10 protein-coding genes, 1 tRNA gene and 1 pseudogene are annotated in these 13843 nt (G+C 40.6%); 1 reads left to right on the top strand and 11 read right to left on the bottom strand.

The window, feature by feature from the left end; all coding sequences use genetic code 11:
• Positions 1-172: 172 nt before the first annotated feature.
• From DXB52_RS09505 to argS, 3 genes are read right to left on the bottom strand one after another with little or no spacing between them, the layout of a single operon-like run.
• Positions 173-1078: a CPBP family intramembrane glutamic endopeptidase gene (locus tag DXB52_RS09505; protein WP_117961838.1), complete on the bottom strand. Its 906-nt coding sequence runs from the start codon at positions 1076-1078 to the stop codon at positions 173-175.
• Positions 1068-2264, bottom strand: coding sequence for an alanyl-tRNA editing protein (locus tag DXB52_RS09500; protein WP_472520070.1), 1197 nt, complete (start codon positions 2262-2264; stop codon positions 1068-1070). The genes DXB52_RS09505 and DXB52_RS09500 overlap by 11 nt, the downstream gene beginning before the upstream one ends.
• 26 nt (positions 2265-2290) lie before the next feature.
• Complete coding sequence (gene argS / locus DXB52_RS09495; protein ID WP_117542180.1) at positions 2291-4054, bottom strand: arginine--tRNA ligase; 1764 nt, start codon at positions 4052-4054, stop codon at positions 2291-2293.
• 295 nt (positions 4055-4349) lie between these two features.
• On the opposite strand from argS, the gene DXB52_RS09490 reads away from it, so the two are divergent.
• A complete protein-coding gene (locus DXB52_RS09490) occupies positions 4350-5255 on the top strand; it encodes a deoxyribonuclease IV (RefSeq protein ID WP_117542179.1) in 906 nt (301 codons plus the stop codon).
• A gap of 82 nt (positions 5256-5337) precedes the next feature.
• On the opposite strand, the gene DXB52_RS09485 is transcribed toward DXB52_RS09490, so the two are convergent.
• From DXB52_RS09485 to DXB52_RS09450, 8 genes and pseudogenes are all read right to left on the bottom strand, one after another.
• Positions 5338-5409: transfer RNA gene (locus tag DXB52_RS09485), tRNA-Arg, on the bottom strand.
• Positions 5410-5530: 121 nt separating this feature from the next.
• Positions 5531-6076, bottom strand: coding sequence for a hypothetical protein (locus DXB52_RS09480; protein WP_117579722.1), 546 nt, complete (start codon positions 6074-6076; stop codon positions 5531-5533).
• Positions 5991-7064 (bottom strand): class C sortase, encoded by a 1074-nt coding sequence (locus DXB52_RS09475; protein ID WP_117961832.1) that lies wholly within the window; start codon positions 7062-7064, stop codon positions 5991-5993. The genes DXB52_RS09480 and DXB52_RS09475 overlap by 86 nt, the downstream gene beginning before the upstream one ends.
• Complete coding sequence (locus tag DXB52_RS09470; protein ID WP_118107087.1) at positions 7045-8910, bottom strand: isopeptide-forming domain-containing fimbrial protein; 1866 nt, start codon at positions 8908-8910, stop codon at positions 7045-7047. The genes DXB52_RS09475 and DXB52_RS09470 overlap by 20 nt, the downstream gene beginning before the upstream one ends.
• Before the next feature lie 33 nt (positions 8911-8943).
• Positions 8944-11355 (bottom strand): SpaA isopeptide-forming pilin-related protein, encoded by a 2412-nt coding sequence (locus DXB52_RS09465; protein ID WP_118107085.1) that lies wholly within the window; start codon positions 11353-11355, stop codon positions 8944-8946.
• Positions 11352-12326 (bottom strand): DUF5688 family protein, encoded by a 975-nt coding sequence (locus DXB52_RS09460; RefSeq protein ID WP_118107083.1) that lies wholly within the window; start codon positions 12324-12326, stop codon positions 11352-11354. The genes DXB52_RS09465 and DXB52_RS09460 overlap by 4 nt, the downstream gene beginning before the upstream one ends.
• A 314-nt stretch (positions 12327-12640) precedes the next feature.
• Positions 12641-13197, bottom strand: a pseudogene (efp, locus tag DXB52_RS09455) (elongation factor P).
• A gap of 77 nt (positions 13198-13274) precedes the next feature.
• The gene (locus DXB52_RS09450; protein WP_015528760.1) at positions 13275-13793 is read right to left on the bottom strand and encodes a YqeG family HAD IIIA-type phosphatase; all 519 of its coding nucleotides are present in this window, start codon (positions 13791-13793) and stop codon (positions 13275-13277) included.
• Positions 13794-13843 lie beyond the last annotated feature (50 nt).

Genomic DNA, 13843 nt, shown 5'->3' with positions numbered 1-13843 from the left:
TTTGATTTTCTTATTAAAAATAATATTAATATTAAGATTTCTGTTTTTCTTTGATTTTATTTGATAAAATAATAGATTAAAAAGAAAAAGCGCGACAAGGTTTCGCACCTCATCGCGCACAATTTAAGATTGTATTTTTATCAGTACAATTTATTTCATTTGTATTTCTTCATTATTCCTCTGTTTTCTGAGTACTCACCGGATCCCCGCTTCTCTGAATCCACACAAAACAAGCTGCACAGATAAATGTGCTGATAATCACTGCCGCTGCCATTTTAAACGGTTCTCTGGCAAGCCAGTTAAACACTCCGATATCTGTAAAGATCAAAGATCCCAGATTCAAAACAATGTGAAGCATAATCGGAGCTTTCATTGAACCAAATTTCTCATAAACATAGCACAGAAGAATTCCTAAGAGAAAAGTGTAGATCATCTGTACCGTGTTGGTGTGTGTGACTGAGAAAAACAGCGCTGACCAGATTGCCGCATAATAAAATCCTCTGGTCTCCCGGTACCTCTGATAAAGCACTCCGCGGAACATAAATTCCTCTGCAATCGGAATTGCAAATCCAAATACAATAATCTGGACCACAAAATCTGCTGAATACATATTCTGTGCGGTCTGGATATACTCCGAATCAACCAAAACAGCCTGTGCCATAGCGGACAGACATGTAGCACCAATACTTCCGATCACTCCCATCACAAGAAGTGACCAGTAATTCTTCAGTGGCTTTTGAACCCCCATCCGCTGTATCCCTGCAATCTGCTCTTTCTTTCGATCGATAACAAACAATGTAACTGTCAGAAACAACGTTGCTGCTGTAGCAATACCTGCAATCGCAATCTGACCTCCTATGATTTTATCAAACGCAGGACTTAACACTTCATAGTACTTATTCATCATTTCCTGATAATTAAGAACTTCTCCACTTTGTGTCATCCTGGAAGATGCTTCCCCCATAAAAGGAAGAATGATTATAAACTCAATCACAAATTCCATCACCAGCTGGATTCCCCAAAATCCAAGTAGAGGACCGGCAGCTCTCCAGAAGGAGCGTCTCGGATCATTTTTCATAAGACAATTCCTCCGCTATCTTCTGAATCCACTCTCTGATCTTTCCGGCTTCACCTTTTACAGTTCCCTGAACCATCTCCGGCTTTCCGCCTCCCCGTCCTTCGAATGCAGCATTTAACATTTTGGAAAATACACGAAGATCCTGGGTTCTGCTTCCGATCACATAACGGTATCCCGCTACATCATTTCCATAAAACACAGCACAAAGAATTCTTTCTTTTTCAAGCACTTCATTCACATACTGACGCATGGCATCCGCACTGATATCCTCTGAAAACATACAGACCGTTTTTTCTTCTTCCGGAACAGACTGCGCCCAGATGTGTACAAGCTGGCGTTCTTTCTCCACCAGTGTCCGTTTCAGAGAATCCAGCTCTTCTTTCAAATGTCCCACTGCCTCTGCTGTCTCATATTCTTTCGCACAGAGCAACGCTGAAATTTTCCTGTTCTGTTCCTGCTTCTTCTCATAATCTGCAAGTGCACGGCTTCCACAGAGCATTGTCACACGAACGCCGCCTTTGTATCGCTGCATATTAACAAGCTTGATCATACCGATCTCTCCTGTGCGTTCAACATGCGGCGCACAGCACGCACAGATATCATATCCCGGAACCGATACGATACGAACCTGTCCCTCAATCTCAATCTTACTGCGGTAATCCAGTTCTTCCAGCTCTTCTTTGGATGGATAGGACACTTCGATTGTCAGATTCTTCCACACTGCACGATTTGCTTCAAGTTCAATCTCCTGCAGTGCTTCTTTTGATATCTCTCCATCAAAATCCATCGTACAATCTTCTGTTCCAAGATGAAATCCAACATTGTTGAAACCGTATCTTGCATGCACGATTCCGGAAACAATATGCTCTCCGGTATGCTGCTGCATCTTCATAAATCTGGTCTCCCAGTCGATCTCGCCTTCAACAATCTCTCCTGCTTCAAACGGCTGATCTGTAATATGCAGAATTCTTCCATTCTTTTCCCGAACATCAGATACCTTCGCATCCTTCAGTTTTCCTGTATCTGCATACTGTCCGCCGCCTTCCGGAAAGAATGCTGTACGGTCAAGTTCTACCGCATAGCATCCTTCCTTTTTCTCATACGGCTCACATTCCAGAACCATTGCAGTAAATTTTGAAAGATGGCTGTCATTGTAAAACAGTTTTTCTGTTCTTGTACCATCCATCAATCCATTTTCTGTCATAATTCGTATTACATCCTTTCCGGAGCTGTAAATCCAAGAAGGTCAATGCAGGTCTCAAGTACTTTTTTCGCAAGTGTAAGAAGTGCAAGATAACCTTTCTTCTTCTCTTCGTCTTCTTCTGCAAGAATCTTTGTCTCATGATAGAACTTATTAAAGTCGTTCGCAAGATCATAGATATATGCACACAACTTATGAGGAGCTGTCTCTTTATATACATTATCGATCACTTCATTGAATTTCACTACCTGAAGCATCAGAGACTTCTCTGCATCATTCTCAGCCGGTCTGATCGTTCCGTCAAGAACTCCGCCATTCTCAGCATATTTTTTGAGGATAGACTTAATTCTAACGATTGTATAAAGAATATACGGTCCTGTATTTCCCTCAAAGGAAGTAAATCTGTCAACATCAAAGATATAATCTTTAGAAGCCTGGTTAGAAAGATCTCCGTACTTGATTGCTGCAAGTCCAACTTCTTCTGCTGTACGTCTTGCATCTTCTTCCTCTACTGTACGGTTGTCCATGATCTTCTTATACATCTCTTCATCAATCTCACGGATCAGATTCTCAAGACGCATAACACCGCCTTCTCTTGTCTTAAACGGCTTACCATCTTTTCCGTTCATTGTACCAAATCCAAGAAATGTAAGTTCTGTCTCCGGTTTTACAATTCCTGTCTTCTTCGCACAACGGAATACCTGCACAAAATGCAATTCCTGACGCTTATCAACAACATAGATCACCTGATCTGGATCATACAGTTTCTCACGTTCTACCAGTGTAGCAAGATCTGTTGTATCATACAGCGCAGCTCCGTCAGATTTCAGAATCATACACGGAGGAATCTCTTTCTTATCTGTCTCCTCTGCAACGTCTACTACAAGCGCACCCTCATCATAATGTGCGAATCCTTTCTCCTTGAGCATCTCGACCATATCCGGAATATATGCCTGGGCATCCGCTTCACCTTTCCAGAGATCAAAATCTACACTCAGTCGCTCGTAGTTCTTCTTCAAGTCAGTTACAGACACATTCATAATATGTTTCCAGATTGCACGATATCCTTTATATCCATTCTGTAACAGATAAGTTGCATGAAGTGCTTCTTCTCTATAATCGTCGTGCTCTTTTGCATAAGCACTTGCTGTAGGATAAATCTCTTCCAGTTCACTGATCGTAAATGGTGCTTCTTCCGGATATGCTCCTTCAAAACTCTCATCAAAATACGGGAGTTCCGGTTTACGTTTTTTCAGCTCTGTGATGATCAGGCCCATCTGATATCCCCAGTCTCCCAGATGGATATCTCCTGTTACATCATTTCCTTTAAAACGGATAATACGTTTAATGCTCTCTCCGATAATCGCAGAACGAAGATGTCCGACATGCAACGGTTTTGCCACGTTCGGTCCGCCGTAATCAATAATAACTTTTTTCGGATTCTTTTCTTTTTCAACGCCAAGATTCTCATCTGCTGCCATCTCATTCAAATACTCTGCAACAACTTCCGGTGCCAGCTTCAGGTTGATAAATCCCGGATTCACCGCTTCTGCTGATGCAAAATACTTGCTATCTGCAAGTTCTTCCACAACTGCATTCGCAATCATGATTGGAGCCTTCTTATATTTCTTCGCACCTGCCATTGCACCATTACACTGATATTCACAGAGATCCGGGCGGTTGGAAAGCGTAACTCTTGCAAGCTCTTCATCATATCCTGCTGCTTTGAACGCTTCTTTCATTTCTATTGTGATCATTTCCAGTAATGTCTTCAAAGTTTCACACTCCTCTTTACTTTTCGTTTGTCTTTTCTGCCTGACGGCAATTTTATTAAAACAAGTCTGCCTCCCAACTTTTCTGGAGACAAACAGCCACTATTTATTCTATCATGTATCCAACAGAACAGCAAGCGTTACTATGAACAGTAACGGCAACGATTCAAATTGATCCGGACTGCCCCCGAAACCAATTGACATAAAAATAACCAATACTTATAATGTAACCACAGCTTTACACATACAGTTTCTACATCCTGTATGATATAACATCAGACAGAAAGGATATCCAACAATGTTAAAATTAGGTTCACACGTTGGCATGAGTGGAAAAGAAATGCTTCTTGGTTCTGCGAAAGAAGCCGCTTCTTACGGTGCCAATACATTTATGTTTTATACCGGAGCCCCACAGAATACCCGCCGAAAAGAAATCAGTGAATTGAATATCGAACCAGCATGGGAATATATGAAAGAACACGGAATTGATGAAATTGTCGTTCATGCACCTTATATCATCAACCTCGGTAATTCAGTAAAACCAGAGACGTTCTCTCTTGCCGTAGAATTTCTGGCAAAAGAAATCGACCGCACGATTGCCTGCAGAAGCCACACTCTGATCCTTCATCCGGGTGCTCATGTAGGTGCCGGTGTCGAAATCGGAACTGCACAGATCATCAAAGGACTCAATGAAGTTCTCACTGCTGAGACTGACTGCTGTATTGCCCTTGAAACAATGGCCGGAAAGGGATCAGAAATCGGACGGAATTTTGAAGAACTTGCCCGGATTTATGATGGAGTTGTCCAGAATGATAAATTGAGAGTCTGCTTTGACACTTGTCATACAAGCGACAGCGGATATGATATCATCCATCATTTTGATGATGTTATGGAGTCTTTTGACCGTCTGCTTGGAAAAGATCAGATTGCCGTCTTCCATATCAATGACAGCAAAAATATTCCAGGAGCCGCGAAAGACCGGCATGAAAATATCGGCTTTGGAGAAATCGGTTTTGATGCAATTTCTACAATTGTCCATCACCCGGATTTCGAATCTGTACCGAAGATCCTTGAGACTCCTTATATTCCTTCTGTAACAAAAGCAAAGAAATCTTATGCCCCTTATAAGTATGAGATTGAAATGCTAAGAAACAACCGGTTTGATCCTGAAATGAAAGACCACATCCTTGCAGATTGTGAATAAAAAACTATATGAAAAAATCCTGTTATTCTCAGCCATCTGAATGTGCTGAAATAACAGGACTTTTTTATCCTATATATCTTATAGCGTCTGAGCGGAGTCGAACCGCCGCACATGCCTCCGGAGGGCATCGCTCTATCCACTGAGCTACAGACGCATCTCGGTTGTTAGTGGGAAAATTTAATTTCGTACAGCTAACAACCTTTTTTATCCTAGCACAATTCTGTATAAATGTAAAGTGGCAAATAAGTTACTGTTCACTCCCGTGTGAACAGTAACTATTCTTTTTTCACTGCAAGCAGAAGAATTAATATCCCTGCCCCAAGACAAAGTATTGCCCATGCACCTGCCTGTTGTGAATCTCCGGTCTTTGCAGCCTCTTCCCTTATCGTTTGTTTTGGACATACCCTGACATTCCAGTTCATTGCCCCTTTGTCCTCTTCCCATTTTGGCAGCTGGACAAGGACCGGCTGAACCTCGTATTCTGATTCATCTTCGACATAGATCAGATAAACTCCTTCCCTCAGATTCGTAAGGGTTGCTTTTCCATCGCAATCCGTCCTGCACAATCCATCACTATAATGATATTTACTCAAAGTCCGCGCCAGCTCTTCCTGTTCTCTGGCATACCTTACCTCATTGAGATCCACGCCTTTATCTTCATATCTTTTCTCCATCTCGTAAGCACCATCAACAAGAGATGCCACTTTGGAATACTGGAATGTAACACCTTCTCTTTTAATTTGTTCTCCGGTATCTGCAATACAGATTTCTATATTTCCTGTTTCTGTTTCTGCAAACGCCGGGGTCTTTACTGCTACCACCAGAAAACATATCAAAAGAAGAATTCCGCATTTGATTTTCCCATTTTGCCGTCTTTTGCATCTTTCTTTTTTGTCTCCTGCTTTTCTTTCTTTTACGTTTCTTTCTCCTGTAGTGCTTACATTTCCTTTTCTGGTTTCTGTTTCTTTTTCTCTTTCCCTCACAATTTCTTTTTTCTCGCTTTCTTTTTATTCTTTCAATCACAACATATACCAAAAAGAGAATTGGAATCATTGTGAAGATCATTTCTCTAACAGATGGACGTTTCTTTTTGATTTTCTCTTCTTTTTTCTCTTCATACACAACCCGCTTTCCAGTAATCACTAACCGATGGGTATTAATTCCATATGGGGTACATGTGACAAGCGAAACCAGATCTTCTCCCGGTCTGATTTCCAGACTTTCTACCTCTTCTGGTAAGATTACATTTATTTCTTCTACCTTATATGCGAGTTTTTCTCCCAGTACTTCCAGAAAGAACTCATCGCCTTCCTTTAATTCATCCAGACGAGTGAAAAGTCTCGCACTTGCAAGCCCACGATGTCCCGTCATCACACAATGCGTATTTTCTCCCCCTATCGGAAGACTACTGTCCATCAAATGCCCTACACCTTCCTTAAGTACTGCCTCGCTGGTTCCATGATAAACCGGAAGCCTGAGATCTATTGACGGAATTTCCAGTACACACATCATTCCTGTCTGTATTTTTTCGGCATTTAACAGACCTTCATACTCTTCCATCTGGTCAGGCTCGCTTTGTTCCCTGACTCCTTTCGATTCTGCCCAAAGCTTTTTATTATATTCATCAGCCTGATTCCTTAATTGTTCAATTTCATCTCCTGTTGTCTGTTCCACAATCTGTTCATATGTTGCCAACACATTTTGTGTTTTCTTCTGACTATACCAGCCAGTCAAAAGAGGTATACTACACAAAAGAACTCCTATCCATAGTAAAAGATCTGACTGTAATCTATTGTTTTTCCTTTGCATTTTTTCTGTTTCTTCTCATTGCTCCTGCAAGAACAAGAACACTTCCGGTTGTAATACAGATAACAGCTGCTGAAGAACCTGTTACCGGCAGTTTTTTTCCAACTGTATTAATTACTGTTAGATTAGCAGATCCTTCGCCTTCATTTGTTGTCAGACTGATTTCTGATTCTTTCCAGTTTCCGTTAATAAATTCTTTGATCTGCGCAGATGTCTCCAGTTTTTTCAATCCTTTGTCTGTTTTTCCGTCTCCTTTTACATATGCGTTTCTATCATTTGGAAAACTTGCTTTTATATTTAACACAATCGGCTCTGTCAGCAGACGGTATCCTGCCGGTGCCTCTGTTTCTTTCAGATAATAGGTGCCACTATCTAATCCATAGATCATAAAGGTTCCATCCTGACCGGATTTCATCTCCACCGCATTTTCCGGCTGCTTTCCACCTGTATGGTCGTTTCCTCCAAGACTGTCCCGGTTAATTACAATGTACCCACCTTCTCCCTGTTTTACATATACTTCATTTTTTAATCCAGCGTCAGAATAAAGTCTGAACCTGGCATTTTCCAGACTTTGTCCATGGTTATTTGATTTCAATGCATTGATTTTATAAGTGAAACAAACAACTGTATCCCACGGTGTATATCCTGTACTTCCTCTCACCGCTGAATCCGGATCATTTGAAAATTCCAGCCGAACATCATTTTCAAATCCCGGACGTCCTGTATTTTTCGCTGCCTTTTCATTCAATGTTGCCTGATAGGTAAGCACTATTTTCTGTCCATATTTATTTTCTCCTGCTTCATTTTTACGATTAAACTCTCTGTCTATGATTTTTTTCATATCAGAAACAACAACCTGAAACGTATCTCCTCCTCCCGGAGCTTCCTTTACTTCAAATTCGTCTTCTTTCAATTCATAATAATTTCCTGCATTTGAATTTTCATAAATCCGGATGGCAACAGAATCCTTTTTGAAAGTAAGTGCTTCACTCATCACATCATGCCATGCGTAATAATAATTGTTATATCCGTTAACATCAGGCATATTTGACTCATACCGATATGGCACAGTCTGCCCGATCTCAAAATCAGCCAAATCATTCCATCCCTGATTTCCAACTTTATCCTGCTCATCATCTTCCCGGATCTTTTTTGTCACAACCGGATAGTCTGATTTTATGTTGAGGTTCATTTCCGGATTAGCTGTACTTACCATACACAAAGAGGCTGCTGAATTCGTTCCTTTTACTGCTGTCACCTCATCGATAATATAATATCCGTATGGTAATCCCTTAATTTCAAATGAATTGTCCGCTTTTGTACTTGTCACTTCAACAGATTGACCTGTTTTTCCATTTCTCTGTAGATGGGTTCTTAATTCTTCTACAAAAACACGATATTCACTGTATGCTCCTTCCTTTTCCTGAGCGGTCTGCGCCCCTTCTGTCTGATGCGTATTCAGAGACTGAATATAATCGATCACATCATACTCTGTTACATTTCTCTCATCCTTATGAATCCGCTGTCCCACGATATAACAGACAAATTTCTTGTATTCCGGATTAAACGTGTAATTAATGGATTCCATTCCTTTCGCATTTTCTGCCTGAAATAACTGATATACCAGAAATCTTTTTCCTTTCAGACTCTGTCCGTCATTTCCTTTGATCGTAATACTTGCAGGACCATTATTAAGATTCAAAATTCCATTTGTAGTTGCTGCTCTTCCCTGTACTTCATTTTCCGCTGCATATACAGATTTGATTCCGGTCGCACCTATTGTTCCCGAAGTACAGAGTACCGCTGCCAAAGTCATCATATAACAGATTTTCATCATTCTTTTTTTCATTTTGTCACCTCCTCATTTCTCACCGTTTTACTACTATCTTTTTTGCTCTTTTTTTCTGTAAATCATTGCCATGATTCCTACAGCTAAAATTCCCGTAAGTAACACAGGTTTTCCTGCCGATCCTGTATCTGGAAGCTTCTTTCCTGTCTGATTTATAATCTTCATTTTCACATTCCACTCCTTAATTGAACCTTCAATACTTATCTTGCTGTCTGCAGTATCTTTGCTTCTGTATTCTTTTCCATTTACAACCAACAGACACTTTCCCTCTTCCGGATTACTTTCCAGACAGATTTCATATTCAATATCTGCATCATCTGATGTTTTCGGAATTCTGTAACCTGTCGGTGCTTTTGTTTCTTTCATATAGTACTTTTTCTTTACTTCCAGATTTTCGAACATTGCAATTCCATTTCCATCCGTCAACACCCGGTCAATTTCTTTCTGACATGCCTGGTCTTCATATAAAGTAAACTCAGCTCCTGCAAGTGCAACACCTTTTTCATTTTCCTTTTTCAGCTCAATCTTGTAACAGGCTGGCTTATCTTCTATCGTCACTACCGCAATTCCATCCTCTGTATATTCGATAACAACCTCTCCTTCTTCTGTATTTACCTCAGATAAAATTTCTGTTTTCCCGCTCTCATCAACCTGGAAAATCAGTTCATTATTATTTGTCCGGTACCCGTCCGGTGCTTTTACTTCCTTTAATTTGTGAATTCCATGCGATAATGGCATTACTTTCAGAGTCCCTTTTTCATCTGTTGTCAGAATTTTTTCACTTCCATCCGGTCTGATATGCTTAAATTGCGCTCCCGAAAGAGGATGTCCTGTTTCCGTTGCTTTTTTCACCAAATGAATCTGGAAAACCCGGTCCGGTATCGTAGGGTTCTGATATACATTTATTTTTTCTCCCGTACCTTTTGGCTTTATCTGACAAACAAAAACTTCCTCATTCAGGAAATACCCTTTTGGCGGTTTTATCTCCTGAATTGTTACGGTTCCCAGCGGAAGTGCCTCTGTTCCGTCTGTCGTTTTATACAATGCATCGCCTTTCACCTTATACTTCTCCTGATAACGGCAAACTGCTTTTGCATCTGTTTGAAAGACCCAGATTCTGACTGGCTTTTTCCCTGCTTTTTTCGGATCTTTCCCCGGCTCCAGAAGTTCTGCATAGAATTTCACTAAAAACTGTGCTCCCTGATACGCCGCTGTCCCTGACGGATCAACATACTCCTGTTCCATACCTTTTTTCTTTAGCAAAAGCTCTACAGGATTCATCTGCGGCGGGTCTGAAAATGTCACTGTCGCTTCCTGTCCGGATTTTACGGTAACCGTTTTCACTTCATCTACAAGTGCATAACCTTTGGGAGCTTTTAGTTCCTTTACGTAATAAGTTCCTTCATTCAACACAACTGTTGATGAATTTCCTGCTGAATCTGTTCTGAACGTTCCTGCTCTTGATTCACTAGAAAGAGTGGGACTACTATAGATACCGTACTCTGCTCCCTCCAAAGAATAGCAACTGTTCTTTTCTGTCACAGAAGTATTCGCCGACACCTTCTTTAATCTCCCTGTTCCGGTTGGCTGGTATGTTCCGCCCCATTTACTGAGCGGCTGTCCATTTCCTTCATAAATAACCCCATATGCATCCGGAAAATATTTATAATTCTCTTTCGCCCATGCAATCCCTTTGTGATAATACTCAGATTTGTGTGTTGAAATCCAATGACCATTCCCACAGGCTACACCATTTCCTGTTTCTATATGGACCATATCTCCATACCAGTGGTGTACTTCATTCATGATCCACCATACTGCGCATTGTTTTAAGAGATAATCGTAATTTGAACTTACACCGTTGCATTTATTCTTATCGTAGTAATAGAACATTGCCGCGATCATCTGAATGGTCTGTTCGTTATAACGTTTGGAAGCATCTACTGCTGTTTTGTTTCCCTCTTGGAACTTTAATGTTGGATTGGTGCAATATAGGCTTTCTCCTGATTTTGTACCAAGTCTTCCTTCATTCCAGTGCTGCAGCACAGACCAGTTTTGGTCATCATAGTCAACTACATCGATCGCACCGATTCCCCTTTCGATCGCCTTTGTATAAACAGTTTCTCCTGCCCTTTCCGCTGCATATACACCTGTACTTTGTATCTTATTTTCATCTGTCTGGCCGAAAGCTTCTTCCTCGTCTTCTTCCTGCTTATCCTCCTGTTCATCACAAAATCCCACCCCGATATCTTTCAGGATCTTTTTTACTTCTTCTGCCCAGCGCAGTTCTTCTTCAATATCAACCTCCGTTTTTTCTCCGACCTTTTCAGGCTGTTTTTCAAGTTCTTCGGCCTTGACAATGCCTCCGTATGTCATTGCATAGAGAATACAGATCAAAAAGACTGACATGCAGAGGATTGCTATAATCTCTCCGCGTCCTTTCATTCATTTTCCTCCCTGTCGATACACATCTCTTTCCCCAGCTGAAGTTTCCCTTCCTGTGCATAATAGAAATAAGCATGATTGCTTAAGATTTCTTCCTCCGGAACCTGCGTTTCATTGATTTCCCGCACCATTCTTTCTAATTCTGACTGACGGATCTGAGAAGATTCCGGTACGATGATCACTTCATGGACACTGCTTGGAAGAACATAGAAATTTTCCTTTAAGACTCCTGCAAGCATGTCCAGAATATAAGGGTATGCAATACAGGCCGCCCCATAATTTTTCAGTTTATTAGACAAAACATACATTTTATCTTTTTCCGGAAGTTCCAGTTCTTCATGAATATGCCAGGTTCTTCTTAACAGATTCTCCCGATCATGTTCCCCCGGAGTTGATCTGCTGAGCAGTTCATACACTGCAAAATTCATTCCGAAACATTCTGCCGGAAGCAGACGCTTTGTATTTTCTTTTGCCGCATTCCAAAGCTGTTCTTTTGTCACCTTCCATTGTCTCATATGCAGATCTTTGATCAGCATCACTGCCGTCCCATCATTGTCCGCTTCTACAAGTACTGCAAACACAAGTGACAGATCCAAAAACTTTTTATGTGGAACATCCAGAAGTAATTCCTTGTTTTTCTCTGTGTTGATCAGTCGAAAGATGATTCTGTCTTTTACCCCTTCGAAAGAAAGCATCCTCTCGTAATCCCATGATTTTTCCTGTCGGATTTCTTCATATAGTTCCACCAGATCTTCAATGATCCAATCCATCTGTTTCCCTTTTTCATATAGTTCAAAGAATTCTTCCAGATAGATTGTCGGCGATATATTAACCCCCGGCGTCTCCAGGATTAGTCCTGTACGCTCTGTTGCATTATTTTTTTTCGTCGTATAGACGTTTACCCTGACACCTCCATTTAACTCCCGAGTCAGTTTTTCCTTTACCGCATTTACAAATTCTGTATAATTCACTCTTCTCCTTCCTGATTGCGGTTCATAAAATTAAAATGAGAAACCAGTACGAAATGTACTATTTCAATTGAGTTAGAATTTCCCGGAGAGTTCAGAAGCTCTCCAAATAGAATTTCTTAAAATTTAGAACAAATATTATGTGTTCTTTATTATAGACAGGCCTCCCTTAAAAAGCAAGCCAGAATTTTGCATAAATCCGAATTGATTTTTTTAGTGAAAACAGAGAATTTCATCTGATTTTGTCAAAGAAAAAAGGAACCTACATGATACAGATTCCTTTTTGAAATACAGCTTAAACTGTACTAAATTCGTAATTAAACTCTTGACAGATACTCGCCTGTACGTGTATCGATCTTAAGAACATCACCTGTCTCAACAAACAGCGGTACCATAACAGTAGCTCCTGTCTCAACGATTGCAGGCTTTGTAGCTCCCTGAGCTGTGTCACCCTTGAATCCCGGTTCTGTCTCTGTGATTGCCAGTCTACGAACAGCGGCGGCTCAACTGAGAATACGTTGCCCTTATGGGAACAGATCTTAACGTTCTCATTCTCTTTTACAAATTTCAGAGCGTCTCCAACTACATCAGCGTTGAGAGCGATCTGATCATATGTCTCTACATCCATGAAGTTATACAGATCTCCATCCTGATACAGATACTGCATTTCCTTTCTCTCGATGTGTGCATTCTCGAACTTCTCTGTCGGACGGAATGTCTTCTCTACTACACCACCACTGATGATGTTTTTCAGTTTTGTTCTTACGAACGCTGCACCTTTACCAGGTTTAACGTGCTGGAATTCCAGAATCTGGAAAATATTTCCCTCAATCTCAATTGTTAAACCATTCTTAAAATCTCCTGCTGAAACCATGTATAATCCTCCTTAATTGCATTTCGTTCAGACAATGTAACTGTTCGTTACAGACTTTTTGCTTCTACCATTCTATACTAATTTGCGACTTTTTTCAATCTTTTTTTGCTCTTCTTATAGAAATGAAGCACAATCTTCTCCAAATACCGCTTTAAAACGATCTGAATCTCTTCTTTTGGATTGATCGGATGCACTAAAATGTTGTGTATTCCGACCCTCTTTGCGCCCCATACATCTGTAAAAAGCTGATCGCCGACAAACAGCGTGTTCGCCTGATCTGTTCCCATGATCTCCATCGCATGAAGATAATTCTTTCTTGCAGGCTTCAGCGCATTATAAATATAATGTGTCTGGATCTCCTGATTAAACATCTCTACGCGTTTTTTCTGATTGTTAGACAACAAACAACTTTCAAAGCCAATCTCTCTCAGTCTTTGAAACAGTCTCTTTGCACGTTCATCTGCCGGTGCACCGTGAGGAACCAATGTATTATCAATATCAAAGATTACCCCCCGGTATCCTTGCTCATATAGTTTTTCAAAAGGGATCTTATAAGTCGATCCCAAATATTCATCTGGAAAAAATTTTTCAAACATTATTTCATCTAACTCCGTAAGCTTTGAAATCAATTCTTCTATGATCCCAA

Source organism: Ruminococcus sp. OM04-4AA, from assembly GCF_003462585.1.
Taxonomy (GTDB): domain Bacteria; phylum Bacillota; class Clostridia; order Lachnospirales; family Lachnospiraceae; genus Mediterraneibacter; species Mediterraneibacter faecis.
Note: the sequence above shows the minus strand (reverse complement) of the source record. Positions and strands in the feature narration are given on the sequence as shown.

Excerpts from the sequence above, each read along its gene's own strand:
- DXB52_RS09505 (WP_117961838.1), bottom strand. The coding sequence starts at position 1,078 with ATGAAAAATGATCCGAGACGCTCCTTCTGGAGAGCTGCCGGTCCTCTA.
- DXB52_RS09500 (WP_472520070.1), bottom strand. The coding sequence starts at position 2,264 with ATGGATGGTACAAGAACAGAAAAACTGTTTTACAATGACAGCCATCTT.
- DXB52_RS09490 (WP_117542179.1), top strand. The coding sequence starts at position 4,350 with ATGTTAAAATTAGGTTCACACGTTGGCATGAGTGGAAAAGAAATGCTT.
- DXB52_RS09475 (WP_117961832.1), bottom strand. The coding sequence starts at position 7,064 with ATGCAAAGGAAAAACAATAGATTACAGTCAGATCTTTTACTATGGATA.
- DXB52_RS09470 (WP_118107087.1), bottom strand. The coding sequence starts at position 8,910 with ATGAAAAAAAGAATGATGAAAATCTGTTATATGATGACTTTGGCAGCG.
- DXB52_RS09465 (WP_118107085.1), bottom strand. The coding sequence starts at position 11,355 with ATGAAAGGACGCGGAGAGATTATAGCAATCCTCTGCATGTCAGTCTTT.
- DXB52_RS09450 (WP_015528760.1), bottom strand. The coding sequence starts at position 13,793 with ATGTTTGAAAAATTTTTTCCAGATGAATATTTGGGATCGACTTATAAG.